A 17092-nucleotide genomic window follows, 5' to 3' on the forward strand; every position below is an offset into this window, starting at 1 on the left:
ATTAGGCCTTTGCATTTGAAACAATCTTTTTCCTGATAAATAGTGAAAGTACACCACCCAACGTCATCAAAATACCACCAAGCCAAATCCATATTACATATGCTTTATATTGAATTCTTACTGCGTAACTTCCGTCAATGAGCTTTTCACCCAATGTAATATAGAGATCACCGTGCCAGTAGTTACGAATTCCGGGCTCTGTCATGTTCATCACCCGAACTTGATAATGCCTTCTCTCAGGCACAATACTCTGTTCTTCGTTAATCAGAAAATGAGCCTTCTCGGACGTATAGTTGGGTCCAACAAAAAGTTCCAGCTGGTCAAAATTCAGTTCAAAACGTCCAAACGAGACGATGCTTTCTTCACTCATCTTGGCACTGGTCTCGATGGAGTGATACGCGTTCATTCCCGCACCAATGGCTGCGACCGCCACACCAAAGTGAGCCAGCATCATTGGTGCTGCTTTTATCCATACTTTAGTGGGAAGTTTTACCAGTTGTAAAACAAGCGTCAGAACCACCAAGATAGATAACGTCCAGGTTAACCAAGGCATAAAGTGAATATCACTATACTGAGCACGATACACCGCAAATCCAAGAACGGCTGAAACTAGCGATATAATGCTCAGACCACGAATCCGGCCAGCGACATTCTTTTCATCTTTCCAACTAAACCAAGGAGCGACGGCCATTAATGCAAGTGCGACAAAAGTCAGTGGTGCAAACAAGGTATTAAAGTAAGGAGCACCTACAGAAATATTACCCAGACCAAACAACTGGAAAACCATTGGATAGAAGGTACCAAGAATGACCGTAAGCATCGCAACGGTAAAGATGATGTTTCCTAACAGAAATAGAAATTCTTTACTGGCCAGTGACTCGATATTCGCTGACTTAACTGAAGCTGATTTGTATAACAGAGAACCAAAACCGCCAATAACTAACGCAAACAGAAGCACCAGTAAAATAATGCCTCTTGTCGGATCAATGGCAAATGCATGAACAGAGGTAAGAATACCGGAACGAACAACAAAAGTGCCTAGCAAGCTTAGGGTAAAGGTGGCGAATGAAAGTGTTAACGTCCAGCGAACCAGCGTTCCTCGCTGAATCCCTGCAATAAGACTATGTAATAGAGCTGTACCTGTAAGCCATGGAAGTAACGATGCATTTTCTACCGGGTCCCAGAACCACCAACCACCCCAACCTAGTTCGTTGTATGCCCACCATGCACCAAGAACAATGCCCGCTGTAAGAAATGCCCAGGCAAACAGAGCAAACTTACGGGCATAGATAAGCCATTCAATCCTATCTTCCGAATCCCACAGCGCGGCCATCGCTAATGCAAAACTGGACGCAAATCCGATATAACCGATATAAAGCAGAGGTGGATGGAAGATTAAACCGACATCCTGAAGCATTGGGTTAAGATCTCTTCCCTCTTCAGGAATTACGCTGTTGATTTCAAATGGGTTAGAAGCGTACAGCGTGAAAAAAGCGAAAGCACAGACAAACAGCAATGCTGTCATCAATGCGTAATTCATAAATCTGACAGGCAGGCTGTTTTTCATAAAGGCGATCGCAGACGCCCAACAAGCCAACATCACTACCCAGAAAAGAAGTGAACCCTCGTGTCCGCCCCATACAGCAGCTGCCTTAAAAAAATCGGGCAGATGTGAGTTTGAATGATGCGACACATAGCTCAAGGTAAAATCATCGTAGATAAATGCCGCAGCAAGTACCCCGATAGAAACCAGTGAAAAGAGCGCACAAAAATGCGCAACACTCAATTGCACGGATATTGTTTCAGCGCGATTTCGTGAAATATCGTATACAGAAGTAATAACGGCAATAAGAGAAGAGACTGCGACAAGCAGTAGAGAAAAGTGACCGAATTCAGCTAGCATAATACCCGTTAAATTAGGGCCTTACCCGACTCTGCGAGTAAGGCCCGGTTAAATGTTTAAACTACAGTCAACTGACCAGCGTATAGGATAAACGTACGGAACATTAGTACGCCGATCAAGCCTAAACTGGTAACCAGCATGATAAATCCGGTCTTATGTCTAACTTCTGAAGGAGTGAAGGCATTTAAGGCAAGCGGAAGTAGCATACCCACACCAATTACACCTATCCAGAACCAGCTAGCCCAGAACCCTCCACCGAGCGCATTAATCGCAGCGGCTTGAGCCTGACCACCACCGAAAATCATACCGGTGAAGAAAGCGATCATGACAAACAGTTCGAACAGGACCACTGGTCGCTCGAAGCTGTGTACCCACTTCGCTGTTGCACTCTCTGCTGGCTGTTTGAAGCCAACAATGCCGAACAGCATACAAGCTGCTGCACCGGATGAAAGGCTTGAGAACAGGAACAGAATCGGCAGAATCGGGTTGTTAAGCATTGGAAAACTCTTAAGCGCGGACAACAGGAAGCCCGTGTATGCGGCAAGAGCAAATGCCTGAATCGCTAATAGCCATTCAATGCTGTTTTCATACTTCTGAAGCAGCTTAATGATGTTATCGACAAAGTTAAACTTGCCTTTTGCAATCATGTTCAGGAAATCCATGATGGTCTTTCTGAAGATGATAGCGATCCACATAAACAGGAAGATCATATAAGTCTGGAACAGAACAACACCCATAGACATTACCGAAGTAACGTTAAAGTGAATCATGATTTTCCAGAACATTAGTGGCTTAGTCAGGTGGAATACCAAGATCGTAAGACCACCAATAATACCAAATGGAGCAAGCCACGCTGTTGCTTTTAAAATACCATCTCTGGCTGGGTCACCCTCTATTACCTTGCGCTTAAGGTAGATAGAGATCATTACACAACCTGCTGACATACCCGCTAAGAACAGGTAAACCGCGATAGTCCAGTCCCATACCAAAGGGACGTCAAATGCACTCATCATGATTAAATCTCCCCTTTCTCATGTGGAACTTTGTAAAGCTTAGGATTGGTACCTAAATACGCTTTGTCACGGTAAACAACTTTGTCTTTTAGCACCGCGTTAATTTTTGATTCTGGGTCGTTTAAATCACCAAATGTCAGTGCTTTCGTCGGACAAGCTTCCACACAGCCAGGAAGTTTACCAGCAGCAAGGTTTGTATCACGACAGAAGTTACACTTATCAGCAGAGCCTTCAATAGGATGGAAGAATCGAACCTGGTAAGGACAAGCAACAATACAGTAACCACAACCTACACACTTATCTTTGTGTACGTCAACAATGCCCGTCTTTTCATCTTTGTACGCAGCACCAGTCGGACACACCATTACACAAGGGGCATTTTCACAGTGCTGACATGAGATACGATTAAATTTGTAATCTACGTTCGGAAACTCGCCCTGCGGTTCACTTCGAGTAATTTCCAATCGAGTAACACCTTCAGGCACACTGTTTACGTCACGACAAGCATCCATACAGGCTGTACAGCCAATACATTTGTTCTCGTCGTAGACCATGCCGTAGCGTTTAGCTTTTTCTTCAGGCTCATCAGCATTAACTTTAGAGCTAATAGCACAGGTAGTCGCGACACCGGTCGTAAAAATAACCGCTCCGGCACCGGTTAGAAAATTTCGTCTTGAACAGCTCATTTCTCTTCCTCCTGCTTCTCAAGTAGCTGGTTGAAGTCTGAGTGACAGTCAACACACATCTTAATTAGCGTCTTACGGTCTTCGAACTGAAGCACGTTCAAGCCAGGATCTTTAGGCTTTCTCTTTTTAACCAGGCGAGCTTGTTTGCCCCCTTTCAAGTGAACATCATGACAGTTAGAACAGGTGAGATTCAAAGCGTGTACATCATGGGTCCAGCTTGCTTCCTGAAGTTTGGTTGGTTCATGACAATCAAGGCACTCTTTATTTGCTTTGAGTACTTCATCATGACTTAGCACTTTTTTCTTCGTGCCCGGTTGAGATTGTGCAGATGCATATTTGGTAACGACATCTGCTTTACGGCGGTGTTTCGGACCAATCTTATTGTGACAATCCACACAACCAACAGATTTACCTAGAACGTTGGCAGCATCTTGTCCATGCGTTTCATGTTGAGTCTTATCTGCGCCTTTATGACACTGGAGACATTTCTTGTCTTGTCTGGAAGTTTTTAACTTGACTGTCTTTGTAGCTGGTTCCGCTTGACTGGTTGTATCACCAGCAGCAACAGCATTATTAACTGAGAAACCATAGAGACATAATATAAGAAGTGACTTCAGCATTATGGCTATGGTCAATTTATTATTGGCCATCTTTCTTTCCTACATATCAGAATAATATTTGTACTAAATAAATACTCAAATACAAATATTCGTTGGAGTTAAAATTAATTAACTCCAAACGATAATGATTCTTATTTTAGAAAGCCACAACGCTAATGAGGTCATTATATATGTCTTAGCAAATAAGCTAATGAATTAATGGCAAAATAGTGACGTATTTCACCTAATTAAAAAATGTTACTAAATATTAACTTCTTAGTCATCAATAGCCTACATGACTGTAAACACAAGACTTTTAGCTAACCCTTAAGGGGTATTTGAAATTTTTCGTGTACCAGATCACCTGTTTAAATTGATCTAAAACAATTTCCCAAATTTGATGTAATGAAAGGTTAAAAATATTAGCTAATATAAAGGGGTATCTCAAAAACTCTTATATTTGGAACTAGTCCACAACGCTAGTAAAAATAAACGGAGTAACGTGGGAATAAACAATACAAACATGGAGAAAACACCATGAAAAAACACTGGATGACGAAATCTATAGCGGTTTTGGCAGCTAGCATGATGTTTGGCGCAGCTACTAGCGTTGTTGCAGCAGATAAAATCGGCGACCCTAGGAACGAACAGTACCAGGCTAGCCACACAGATCAGTATGAAAGCTGGAAAGCGACTTCTGAAAGTTCTGAAATCGAAGATGCACTTGCACACGATCCTAATATGGTAATCATGTGGGCTGGTTACGGCTTCGCTAAGGACTATAACAAAGCTCGCGGTCACTTCTACGCAGTTGAAGATTTAAGAAACACTTTGCGTACAGGTGGTCCGGTTGATGAAAAAACAGGTCCTATGCCTATGGCATGTTGGAGCTGTAAGAGCCCAGACGTAGCACGTCTTATCGACGAGAATGGTGAAGATGGTTACTTCCAGGGTAAATGGGCACGTCTAGGTCACGAAGTGACTAATGCGATTGGTTGTGCTGACTGTCACGATACTCGTAGCGAAGAGTTCAAGAATGGTGAGCCTGCTCTAATGCTGACTCGTCCATACGTTGAGCGTGCATTCACTACTATTGGTATGCCATTTGAGGACATGGACGATGCTGACAAGGCTGGCGCAGTATGTGCTCAGTGTCACGTAGAGTACTACTTCACAGGTCCTAACAAGACTGTTAAGTTCCCTTGGGATATGGGTACTAACGTTGACGAAATGGAAAAATACTACGACGCACTTAACTTCAAAGACTGGACTCACAAAGTGTCTAAAGCGCCAATGCTTAAAGCACAGCACCCAGGCTGGGAAACATGGCGTCTTGGTATCCACGGTAAGAACGGCGTAGTTTGTGCTGACTGTCACATGCCTAAAGTTGAAAAAGCAGACGGCACTCTTTACACAGACCACAAAGTTGGCAACCCACTTGATTCGTTCGACGTAACTTGTGCACAGTGTCACTCTCAAGAGAAAGAATTCCTACAAGGCGTTGTTTCTACTCGTAAAGCTCAGGTTACTAACATGAAGCTTACTGCTGAGAAACACATCGTTGCTGCTCACTTTGAAGCAGGCGCTGCATGGGAAGCTGGTGCAACTGAAGCTGAAATGAAAGACATCCTAATGGATATCCGTCATGCTCAGTGGCGTTGGGACTACGCAATTGCATCTCACGGTGTACATATGCACGCTCCTGAAGTTGCTCTAGAAATCCTAGGTACTGCTGTAGATAAAGCAACTGACGCTCGTACTAAGCTTGTTCGTCTTCTAGCTAAGAAAGGTATTACTGAGCCAGTTCAAATTCCAGACATCTCTACTAAAGAGAAAGCACAAGCTGCTCTAGGTATGGATATGGATAAGATGAATGCAGACAAGAAGAAGTTCTTGGAAACATTAGTACCAGAGTGGGATAAGAAAGCTGACGCACGCGAAGCTACTTACAAATACTAAGCTACTATTAATTAAACTATAAAGCTTACTTACTCCGTAATCCCAAAAGCCAGCGACCCTCCCCCGCTGGCTTTTTCTCGTTTTTAATCCTGAAAATTTACAAAGTTTTGTCTTTTTTTACCTCAAACGTATTTTGAAGTTGATCTACATCACATTTTCAATTTATTCCAAGATTACCATTAAAAACACCGTTCAATTACCGAGATAACACCAATGCGTCTATTCAACCGCACTCAAATGAACCTGTTTATTAGTGAAAGTAACTCTAAACCTCACAATAAAACGAGCCACAATCCTATTGTTGCGAATCTCATTTTTTGCGCTGATGTTATCTTTGTTTGCTTTCTGGTTTTACTTACCCTTTATTTGGATGTCATCTACTTCCATAACCCTCTTGGTGAAACCTCACTAACCGAAATAAGTGAGCAACTTCTTTTGCTCTCCATTTCCATCAGATTCTTTATACACAGCCGTTCAGAGTTAAATCGTCAAGGTAGTAAGACTTGCAATCATTCATTTATCCTAGCGGGTGCATTCTTTCTGGTTTTACTTATGAGAGAACTGGATCATTGGTTTGACTTTATCAGTCATGGAGCGTGGGTATACCCCGCTCTGACCGTTGCTTTCTTAGGTATCTACAACTTCTTTAAGCATAAATCAGTGAGCTTTTATCAGTTAAATGAACTTCTTAGACACCGCTATGCGCCCGTCCTGACGCTAGGAGTGATATTTTTGCTGGTATTGAGCCGTATAGCAGGTATGAGCGCATTCTGGCATGAAGTAATGGGTGAGGATTATGTGCGGCAGGTTAAAAATATTGTTGAAGAGGGCTCAGAGCTACTAGCGTATTACATTATTGCGGTCGGAGCTTTTAAAGTGACGAAGAGTGAGCAAGTTTAAGCTCACTCACCTTTTTGTTTCTATTTCATCATATCTTTGGCACGGTTGATTGAATTAATCACCGTGCTTCTGTCTAGTCCCTGCCTTTCTGAATCCAGTATTTTTTGCCAGGTTTCAATCGCCTCTTGGTATCGAAAACTAATAAAATGATCATTTCCTATCAACATTAGCGCAGGATAATTGTACTCATCCATAGATAGGGCTTCATCCAGTAACAACTGAATGTTTTTGCTAATTCTCTGAGAATTAGCATAGTAATCCGCTGTTGCTTTAGCCGAGAAAACTGAAGCAGTTGGGCTCTCTTCTAAACGCAATACATAACTAAAACACTGGGAAGCCTCTTCAAAACGATTAGAAGAGAGATAGCCATGGCCAAGTTCATACCACAGCTCAGAGTTGTTCCTGTCTTCTCTTAGCTTGTTTTCTATCTGCTCAATCAGCTCTTTCACTGTTTTGGGCTCTGCTGCGATCTTCTCTTCCGCTTTGCTTTGAGCCTGAGCTAGCTCCTGTGACTGATCAAGGGTTGAATACCAAACAGCACAAGACAAACCTGCGACAGCAACGCCAAGTGTTAAAGGCTTTACCAGTTTATGATTTTTACTAAAATAGATATAGAAGACTGCCAATAAAACAACAGCAGAAAGAGAGAGAACTAGAATAGGCATATATCGATTAACTTTATGAAATTACTAGGCTAACAATATCATTTTAGGCAATAAAAAACCGGGCAAATTGCCCGGTTTGAGATACGTGTAAGTTATCAGAAAGAGGTATTATTCTTCTTCCGGAGTCTCACCTGAATCTGTTTCAGAATCTGCTGCTGGTGCAGAGTCGTTTGAAGCAACTTCGTCGTTGCCTTCAGTGCCTTCAACACCCTCTTCCAACTCTTCTTCTTCAACTTCTTCGATGCGCTGCAAGCCTACAACGTTTTCGTCTTCTGCTGTACGAATCAGCGTAACACCCTGGGTATTACGACCAACCTGGCTTACTTCAGAAACGCGTGTACGTACCAGAGTACCTGCATCGGTGATCATCATGAACTCATCACCTTCTTCAGTCTGGATAGCACCGACTACTTCACCGTTACGCTCAGAAACCTTGATAGACACAACGCCCTGAGTTGCACGGCCCTTAGTTGGGTATTCAGCAATCTCTGTACGCTTACCGTAACCGTTTTGAGTCACTGTCAGAATATCACCTTCGTTAGAAGGAACAATCAGAGAAACGACCTGATCATTATCTGCCAGTTTCATACCGCGAACACCTGCCGCTGTACGACCCATTGCGCGAACTAACTCTTCTTTAAAGCGAACCACTTTGCCCTGCTTCGAGAACAGCATAATGTCGCTTTCACCATCAGTGATATCAACACCGATCAGTGAATCATCATCACGCAGGTTAACCGCAATCAGACCGTTAGAACGTACGTTTGCGAACTGATCCAGTGAGGTCTTCTTAACCGTACCGTCACCAGTTGCCATAAAGATGTACTTATCTGCAGAATATTCAGATACTGGCAGAATTGCAGTAATGCGCTCATTCTCTTCCAGAGGAAGAATGTTAACGATAGGCTTACCGCGTGCTGTGCGTGTCGCTTGCGGTAATTGATATACCTTCAGACGGTATGTCTTACCACGAGTCGAGAAACAAAGAATATTGTCGTGCGTATTAGCAACTAGCAGACGTTCGATGTAATCCTCATCTTTCATCTTAGTTGCGCTCTTACCTTTACCACCACGACGCTGTGCCTCGTACTCGCTTAGTAGCTGGTACTTAACGTAGCCTTCGTGAGACAGGGTAACAACAACATCTTCCTGAGCGATAAGCTCTTCCATGTCGATATCATGAACGGCAGCCGTGATTTCAGAGCGACGCTCATCACCAAAGCCCTCGCGAACCGCTTCTAGCTCTTCACGAATCACTTCCATCAAGCGTTCTGTGCTTTCAAGAATATGCATCAACTCAGCAATTTCTTCCAGAAGTGCTTTGTATTCGTCAAGAATCTTCTCGTGTTCCAGACCAGTCAGCTTCTGTAGACGAAGATCAAGGATTGCCTGTGCCTGCTGCTCAGTCAGGAAGTACTGGCCATCACGGATACCATACTGCGCTTCCAGCCACTCTGGACGAGCTGCATCAGTGCCAGCACGCTCAAGCATTGCTGCAACATTACCCAGATCCCAGCCACGAGAAGTCAAACCTTCTTTCGCTTCTGCCGGAGTTGGAGCACGACGGATAAGTTCAATGATTTCGTCAATGTTAGCCAGAGCAAGCGCAAGACCTTCGAGGATATGTGCACGATCACGAGCTTTGCGGAGTTCAAAGATAGTACGACGAGTAACAACCTCACGACGGTGGTCAACGAAGCACTTCAGCATCTCTTTTAGGTTAAACAGTTTTGGCTGACCGTTATCCAGTGCAACCATGTTGATACCGAAAGTCGTTTGTAGCTGAGTTTGTGAATAAAGGTTGTTAAGTACAACTTCACCCACAGCATCACGCTTACACTCGATAACAATACGCATACCGTCTTTGTCAGACTCATCACGTAGCGCACTGATACCTTCTACTTTCTTATCTTTAACCAGCTCAGCAATTTTCTCGATCAAACGAGCTTTGTTCACCTGGTAAGGGATCTCAGTAACAATAATGGTCTCTTTACCATTCTTGTCCGCTTCAACCTCAGCCTTAGAACGCATGTAAATCTTACCGCGACCTGTCTTATAAGCATCAATGATGCCCTTACGGCCACTGATCAGTGCTGCCGTCGGGAAGTCAGGACCAGGGATATATTGCATCAGCTCATCAATAGTGATCTCTTCATTATTGATATAAGCCAGACAGCCATCAATCACCTCTGTCAGGTTGTGAGGTGGAATGTTGGTTGCCATACCTACTGCGATACCGGAAGAACCGTTAACCAGCAAGTTAGGAATCTTAGTAGGAAGAACCGCAGGGATTTGTTCTGTACCATCATAGTTTGGTACGTAATCCACGGTTTCTTTATCAAGGTCAGCCAGAAGTTCATGGGCAATTTTCGCCATGCGAACTTCGGTATAACGCATCGCAGCTGCCGAGTCACCATCGATAGAACCGAAGTTACCCTGGCCATCAACCAGCATATAGCGTAGTGAGAATGGCTGAGCCATACGAACGATAGTGTCGTATACAGCACTATCACCATGCGGGTGATATTTACCGATTACGTCGCCCACAACACGGGCAGATTTTTTATATGGTTTATTCCAATCATTACCTAGTACATTCATCGCGAACAAAACGCGGCGGTGTACAGGCTTTAGGCCATCACGCACATCAGGAAGAGCACGACCCACGATAACTGACATCGCATAGTCGAGATACGAGCCACGGAGCTCGTCTTCAATATTTACTGGCGTGATCTCTTTAGCTAGATCGCTCATAGAGCCATTATCCCTCTATAGTTTGATCGTAATTTCGGGAGTTACTTCCCTTTACGTACAAGGTCGAAAAATATAACACAAATTTGTCGGGTTCGGCATTACTTTCCCTCACCTTTTATCAGCTTGTGACCTCTGTGGCGCGCAAAACGCTCACAAAACATACAAACATAGTTATCCTGTTGAAAAGTGTTTACTTATTAAACATGTTTTTCTCAAACTAATTGGATGCAGCCTTCTACCTATGTGTTTATAATCGTCGAATCTAAAGGAATACAAGAAGCAAGAAAATGAGCTCAAACGCATACTCCCAAAATGTCGATCCTGCCGAAATCAAGAAGTTTGAAGAGATGGCTTCCCGTTGGTGGGATTTAGATGGTGAATTTAAACCCCTGCACCAAATTAACCCTCCTCGTCTTCAGTATGTTAAAGACTGCGTAGAGGGCCTATTTGGAAAGAAAGTACTCGATGTTGGTTGCGGCGGAGGAATACTTTCCGAAAGTATGGCGCGTGAAGGGGCTAACGTTACCGGTTTAGATATGGGTAAAGAGCCTCTTGAAGTCGCTAGACTCCATTCTTTAGAAACAGGGATTAAAGTAAATTATATTCAGATGACCATTGAGCAACATGCTTCTGAAAACCCTGAAGATTACGACGTCGTGACATGTATGGAGATGCTGGAGCACGTCCCCGATCCACTCTCTGTCATTCAATCCTGTGCAAAACTGGTGAAGCCAGGCGGACATGTTCTGTTTTCGACGTTAAACAGAAATATTCCCTCCTATTTATTCGCTATTCTTGGAGCCGAATACATTACAGGAATAGTTCCTAAAGGAACTCATGACCACAGCAAATTCATCAAGCCATCAGAATTACTAAAGCTGATTGATCACACCGAACTTACCGATAGAGGTATTACCGGAATCAACTACAATCCTCTCACCGACTCTTTCTTCCTCGGGAAACGTGTGGATGTAAACTATATCGTAAACTGCGTTAAGCCCTGCCCGCTCTAAGTTCATCATAGCCCGTTGAATAGGTAAAAGTATTATTTTTCAAACACTCGGTTTTCTAAACCCAAACAAGCGCTCTTGTATACATTGTTAGGTTTTAATTTTACAAAATGCATTATGCTGGGTGTGTGCCTAACCCAGCTTTTGGCAAATAGCCTATTAAGTAAGTAAAAGCCTGTGGGCTTATAAATCTGGCTCTCTCGGGTAGACGGATCACAAAGTACTTTTTTGGCGTGAGTCGTAGTAATCATCAACGAGCCCTCTTCCGGTACATACGCGACGGGAGAAATATTCATAATTCCAAGAGCAGTACCTATAAATGGTTCATCCGCTATTTGCTCCTCCCTTCTGTGGCTGCAACTCAGTAAATCTCTTTGTTCAACAACCATTTCGTTACAGAGCTTGAAAAAATGATCTGAAACAGCGCCTTTCTTAAAATAAATAACACCACTATTCATTTTAACGATGTAATCAATATTGAGCCGTTTTAACACATCTTCTACATCAAAATTATACCAATGACCACTTGTGACTTTGTCTCCCGCTAAATTGACATCGTACTGCTCAAAACGTTTCCAATGCCTATCCATATCGTTTTTTACTATTAAGCAATCAGAGTCTATGAACATATTCTGTTCAAATGGGGTAAATTCATTAATTCGAAGTTTATTTAAACAACCGTTATACCCTTCTATCTCGGGCATGATTATTACGTGAGAAAAGAGACATTTTACGTCGTCCGGAATAGTCGTTTTTTCATCTGTGATTAGGGCAATAGGTCTTGTTGGGTCATTCTTATGTACAGAAAGGGCAAGGTACTTCGCCATTTCGATGTATTCTTTTGCGCCAGTAGCGATTGTAATGTATCCCTGCAAATTATCTTTATCCATATTTCTTCCCTAAATATAGTTTTTCAATCAGGTATAGCCCACTGTTCTTAATTATAAACTAAACTCCATAATCCATATAATATTGTAGCTATAACGTGCAGTTTACCTAACTCCTGCCTGTCCTAGTTTTGAGAATCGAATATGGAAAATGCGTATAATAGAACACTACATCAAGTAACTGCCTAAAATTGGCACTCAACTTGTGTCTACCTATCGTTCATCTCCGCAATTAATTCAACATCTTTATCAGAGCGCCTTTCATTGCTTAAATCCAGAAGCATTAGTTGAAATCTCACAGAAAACCCACTATCTTGTACCCGCTCAACATTAAAACCCAATATGTAGTAAACTAAATGCATTGGGTAACACTATAGAATTCGAAAAAGCAACATTTATCTCTATTGAAAGTATTAAAAATGTGGCTTTAGTCAGTCTTGTAAGGGAAAGCAATAATAATGCATCGACAACTCACCGTTACAAAGCGTGATGGACGCAAAGAACATATAGATCTTGAAAAGATCCACCGAGTAATTACATGGGCAGCTGAAGGGCTGGATAACGTTTCCGTTTCTCAGGTAGAAATCAAATCTCATATCCAGTTTTACGAGGGTATGAAAACCTCTGATATCCATGAAACCATTATCAAATCAGCCGCTGATCTTATCTCTGAAGAAACTCCAGATTACCAATATCTGGCAGCCCGCCTTTCTATCTTCCATCTACGTAAGAAAGCTTATGGTCAATATGAGCCACCTGCACTTTTTGATCACGTATCAAAAATGGTAGAAACCGGTAAGTACGACAAACACCTTCTTGAAGATTACACGAAAGAAGAACTCGAGATGATGGATTCGTTTATTGATCATACTCGTGATTTAGACTTTTCGTATGCTGCTGTTAAGCAATTAGAAGGCAAATATTTCGTACAAAACCGCGTAACTAAAGAGATCTACGAGAGTGCTCAGTTCTTGTATATCATGGTTGCAGCTTGTCTGTTTGCGAGATATCCCGCGGAAACTCGCCTGGATTATATTCGCCGTTTCTATGATGCAGTATCTACCTTCAAGATTTCTCTACCAACACCAATTATGTCTGGTGTCCGTACGCCTACTCGCCAGTTTAGTTCTTGTGTTCTGATAGAATGTGACGATAGTTTAGACTCAATCAATGCGACAGCAAGCTCAATTGTGCGCTACGTATCTCAACGTGCGGGTATTGGTATTAATGCAGGTCGAATTCGTGCATTAGGTTCGGAAATTCGTGGCGGTGAAGCATTTCATACCGGCTGTATTCCTTTCTACAAGTATTTCCAGACGGCAGTTAAATGTTGCTCTCAAGGTGGTGTTCGCGGTGGTGCTGCAACTGTGTTCTATCCGATGTGGCACGGCGAAGTTCAGAACTTAATGGTACTGAAAAACAACCGAGGTGTAGAAGAGAACCGTGTCCGACATATGGATTACGGTGTACAGATCAACAAAACTATGTACTCTCGCCTGATCACTGGTGGCAATATAAGCTTATTCTCTCCTTCAGATGTTCCGGGGTTATACGACGCCTTCTTTGAAGATCAAGAGAAGTTCGAAAAACTCTATAACCAGTATGAAGCTGATGGATCCATCAAGCGTGAAACAGTGAAAGCCGTTGAGTTGTTCTCATTATTAATGCAAGAGCGCGCGTCAACTGGCCGTATCTACGTACAAAACGTTGATCACTGCAATACTCACAGCCCATTCGACCCAAGTGTTGCACCGATTCGCCAGTCTAACCTGTGTCTGGAAATCGCTCTTCCAACCTCACCACTAAACAATGTAGAAGATGACCAAGGTGAAATCGCCTTGTGCACACTATCAGCGTTCAACTTGGGTGCGATTAAATCTCTGGATGACTTTGAAGAGTTATCAGAATTGGTTGTTCGCGCATTAGATGCATTGCTTGATTATCAAGACTACCCACTACCGGCCGCGAAAAAATCATCGATGAACCGTCGTACACTGGGTGTTGGTGTGATCAACTACGCATATTATCTAGCGAAAAACGGAGTGAAATACTCTGATGGCAGTGCAAATGGCCTGACTCACCAAACCTTTGAAGCAATGCAGTACTACCTGCTCAAAGCTTCAATGGAGCTGGCGAAAGAACAAGGTGCTTGTCCTTCCTTTAACGAAACCCGTTATGCTGAAGGTATTCTGCCAATCGACACATACAAAAAAGATGTTGATCTGATTTGTAACGAAAAACTTCACTACGATTGGGAAACACTACGAGAAGAAATCAAATCTCACGGTTTGAGAAACTCGACACTAACAGCGCTTATGCCTTCTGAAACTTCGTCTCAGATCTCGAACGCGACAAACGGTATTGAGCCCCCTCGTGGCTATGTTTCTGTAAAAGCTTCTAAAGACGGTATCCTAAAACAAGTCGTTCCTGATTTTGTAAATCTAAAGGATAACTACGAGCTACTTTGGAACATTCAAGGCAACGATGGTTATCTACACCTTGTAGGTATCATGCAGAAGTTTGTTGACCAGGCGATATCTGCAAATACCAACTATGATCCAGCGGTCTATGAAACCGGTAAAGTTCCAATGAAAGTGCTGCTCAAAGATCTGCTAACCGCTTATAAGTTTGGTGTAAAGACGCTTTACTACCATAACACCCGAGATGGGGCGAGCGATGAGCAAACCGCAGCATCTGCCGATGATGATTGCAATGGCGGTGGATGTAAGATCTAGGTTACAGAGTTAAAGGTTTATATCTCGTTCCCAAGCTAATACAAGGGAGCGAGAGGACAGATTAAGGTAAATACAATGGCATATAGCACTTTCACACAAACAAAAAACGACCAGTTAAAAGAACCGATGTTCTTCGGGCAGCCAGTTAACGTTGCACGCTACGACCAACAGAAGTTCGAAATCTTTGAGAAACTGATTGAAAAGCAGCTTTCCTTCTTCTGGCGCCCGGAAGAAGTTGATGTGTCCAGTGACAGAATTGACTACAACAACTTGCCGGATCATGAAAAACATATTTTTATCAGCAATCTGAAGTATCAGACATTGCTGGATTCTATTCAAGGCCGTAGCCCAAACGTAGCACTGCTACCTCTGGTTTCGCTACCTGAGGTAGAGACGTGGATTGAGACATGGTCTTTTTCAGAGACGATTCACTCCCGCTCCTATACTCACATCATTCGAAATATTGTGAATGACCCAGGCGTTGTATTCGACGATATTGTAGAAAACGAACACATTCTCAAGCGCGCAAAGGATATTGCTCACTACTACGATGACCTTATTCAGCTAACTAACGACTATCATCGCTTCGGTGAAGGGACACACACCATCTCTGGTAAAAACGTTGAGATCAAGCTCAGCGACCTTAAGAAAAAGCTATACCTTTGCCTGATGTCAGTAAATGCGCTGGAAGCGATTCGTTTCTATGTTAGCTTTGCATGTTCATTTGCGTTTGCGGAGCGTGAGTTAATGGAAGGTAACGCAAAAATCATTAAATTAATTGCTCGAGATGAAGCGCTTCATCTTACTGGCACTCAGCATATGCTGAATCTGCTTCGCAATGGCCAGGATGACTTTAGCTTTATGCAAATTGCTGAAGAGTGCAAACAAGAGTGCTTTGACCTATTTAAAGAAGCCGCAGAACAGGAAAAAGAGTGGGCTGAGTACCTATTTAAAGATGGCTCTATGATTGGTCTTAATAAGGACATCCTTTGCCAGTACGTTGAGTACATCACCAACATCCGTATGCAAGCCGTTGGCCTTGATGCCGCTTATCCAGAAGCGACATCGAACCCAATACCATGGATAAACGCTTGGCTGTCTTCTGATAACGTTCAGGTAGCACCACAAGAAGCGGAAATTAGCTCATATCTAGTAGGTCAAATTGATAACGAGGTAGACGCTGACGACTTCGATGGTTTTGAGCTGTAAATATGAAAAAAATCCACATCAACAACATCTCTGCGATTCTTGCTGCTTCTGACAGGACTCTGTTAGAAGCGATGGAATCGGCAGGTCTGCAGCCTGAGTACCACTGCCGAGATGGTCACTGTGGCGCTTGCCGATGCACGCTGGTATCAGGTGAGATTGAAGAAGTGGGTTTTAAAATGGCTTATACCCAGCCTAACGAAATACTGCCCTGCATATGCAGGGCAAAATCAGATGTGAAACTAGAGAAAGTAAACTATCAAATTAACGCTAAATCAGCGTAATCAGTATTGTTATTGCGGCAATCTACGCTGTTAAAACATGCGAACTCGTTCACCATTTGAGTCAGCTCCAGCTCCTGGCACTTTCCCAGCACAAGCTCCGCATTTTCTTGGGTCACCTTTTTTGCACCAATCTGTTTACCGTCATCATCAACTAATGTCAGCTCATAACCTTCATTTTGGGAAGCGCTAATATCGAATGGTAAACCAACCCATAGTGAAATTACGTCGATTTTTTTGTTGCTGCTAGTCTCTCCAAGAAGAATGCGATCACCAGATACCTGATACCAAACTTCGATTTTAGAATAACACTGCATAACGACACCTCCATGGTCGACCCGCTTATTGTGCAGGCTTAATGTCAGTTTATTCCTTTTATTTATAAACGCCAGATCAAGATCTTTATATTTACAGAGTTTACAAAAAAACACCTTATATAACATAGCATTAACCAATAGATCGTTATGTTATATGTAATTGTAAAATCCCGTGAA

Annotated in this window: 14 protein-coding genes; 6 read left to right on the plus strand and 8 right to left on the minus strand. The window is 42.8% G+C overall.

Going from position 1 to position 17092, the window contains the following annotated elements:
- Position 1: 1 nt before the first annotated feature.
- From SNR28_RS18935 to SNR28_RS18950, 4 genes are read right to left on the minus strand one after another with little or no spacing between them, the layout of a single operon-like run.
- Positions 2–1903: a heme lyase CcmF/NrfE family subunit gene (locus tag SNR28_RS18935; protein ID WP_375750102.1), complete on the minus strand. Its 1902-nt coding sequence runs from the start codon at positions 1901–1903 to the stop codon at positions 2–4.
- Positions 1904–1959: 56 nt separating this feature from the next.
- Positions 1960–2913: a cytochrome c nitrite reductase subunit NrfD gene (gene nrfD / locus SNR28_RS18940; RefSeq protein WP_375754119.1), complete on the minus strand. Its 954-nt coding sequence runs from the start codon at positions 2911–2913 to the stop codon at positions 1960–1962.
- A gap of 5 nt (positions 2914–2918) precedes the next feature.
- Positions 2919–3602 (minus strand): cytochrome c nitrite reductase Fe-S protein, encoded by a 684-nt coding sequence (gene nrfC, locus SNR28_RS18945; RefSeq protein ID WP_375750103.1) that lies wholly within the window; start codon positions 3600–3602, stop codon positions 2919–2921.
- Positions 3599–4252: a multiheme c-type cytochrome gene (locus SNR28_RS18950; protein WP_375750104.1), complete on the minus strand. Its 654-nt coding sequence runs from the start codon at positions 4250–4252 to the stop codon at positions 3599–3601. Before SNR28_RS18950 ends, nrfC begins: the two co-directional genes overlap by 4 nt.
- Positions 4253–4786: 534 nt before the next feature.
- On the opposite strand from SNR28_RS18950, the gene nrfA reads away from it, so the two are divergent.
- A complete protein-coding gene (gene nrfA, locus SNR28_RS18955) occupies positions 4787–6160 on the plus strand; it encodes an ammonia-forming nitrite reductase cytochrome c552 subunit (RefSeq protein WP_375754120.1) in 1374 nt (457 codons plus the stop codon).
- A gap of 213 nt (positions 6161–6373) precedes the next feature.
- Positions 6374–7060, plus strand: a complete 687-nt coding sequence (locus SNR28_RS18960; protein WP_375750105.1) for a hypothetical protein — start codon at positions 6374–6376, stop codon at positions 7058–7060.
- 20 nt (positions 7061–7080) lie between these two features.
- On the opposite strand, the gene SNR28_RS18965 is transcribed toward SNR28_RS18960, so the two are convergent.
- Both SNR28_RS18965 and gyrA read right to left on the minus strand, forming a co-directional pair.
- Complete coding sequence (locus SNR28_RS18965; protein WP_375750106.1) at positions 7081–7725, minus strand: cytochrome C heme lyase; 645 nt, start codon at positions 7723–7725, stop codon at positions 7081–7083.
- Between the two features lie 108 nt (positions 7726–7833).
- Entirely contained in the window at positions 7834–10479 is a 2646-nt protein-coding gene (gene gyrA, locus SNR28_RS18970) for a DNA topoisomerase (ATP-hydrolyzing) subunit A (RefSeq protein WP_375750107.1), read from the minus strand.
- 287 nt (positions 10480–10766) lie between these two features.
- Here gyrA and ubiG point away from each other — a divergent pair, with 287 nt between their 5' ends.
- Positions 10767–11492 (plus strand): bifunctional 2-polyprenyl-6-hydroxyphenol methylase/3-demethylubiquinol 3-O-methyltransferase UbiG, encoded by a 726-nt coding sequence (ubiG, locus tag SNR28_RS18975; protein ID WP_375750108.1) that lies wholly within the window; start codon positions 10767–10769, stop codon positions 11490–11492.
- 32 nt (positions 11493–11524) lie between these two features.
- Here ubiG and SNR28_RS18980 read toward each other — a convergent pair whose 3' ends face one another.
- Positions 11525–12379: a hypothetical protein gene (locus SNR28_RS18980; protein ID WP_375750109.1), complete on the minus strand. Its 855-nt coding sequence runs from the start codon at positions 12377–12379 to the stop codon at positions 11525–11527.
- 455 nt (positions 12380–12834) lie between these two features.
- On the opposite strand from SNR28_RS18980, the gene nrdA reads away from it, so the two are divergent.
- From nrdA to SNR28_RS18995, 3 genes are all read left to right on the plus strand, one after another.
- The gene (nrdA, locus tag SNR28_RS18985) at positions 12835–15111 is read left to right on the plus strand and encodes a class 1a ribonucleoside-diphosphate reductase subunit alpha (protein ID WP_375750110.1); all 2277 of its coding nucleotides are present in this window, start codon (positions 12835–12837) and stop codon (positions 15109–15111) included.
- Positions 15112–15186: 75 nt separating this feature from the next.
- Positions 15187–16320, plus strand: a complete 1134-nt coding sequence (gene nrdB, locus SNR28_RS18990) for a class Ia ribonucleoside-diphosphate reductase subunit beta (RefSeq protein ID WP_375750111.1) — start codon at positions 15187–15189, stop codon at positions 16318–16320.
- Positions 16321–16322: 2 nt separating this feature from the next.
- On the plus strand, positions 16323–16601 hold the full coding sequence (locus SNR28_RS18995) for a 2Fe-2S iron-sulfur cluster-binding protein (protein WP_375750112.1): 279 nt from the start codon (positions 16323–16325) through the stop codon (positions 16599–16601).
- Here SNR28_RS18995 and SNR28_RS19000 read toward each other — a convergent pair.
- Positions 16577–16915 (minus strand): hypothetical protein, encoded by a 339-nt coding sequence (locus tag SNR28_RS19000; RefSeq protein WP_375750113.1) that lies wholly within the window; start codon positions 16913–16915, stop codon positions 16577–16579. The two genes, SNR28_RS18995 and SNR28_RS19000, sit on opposite strands and share 25 nt — an antisense overlap.
- Between the last annotated feature and the right edge of the window lie 177 nt (positions 16916–17092).

Source organism: Vibrio iocasae (assembly GCF_042245395.1).
GTDB lineage: Bacteria > Pseudomonadota > Gammaproteobacteria > Enterobacterales > Vibrionaceae > Vibrio > Vibrio iocasae.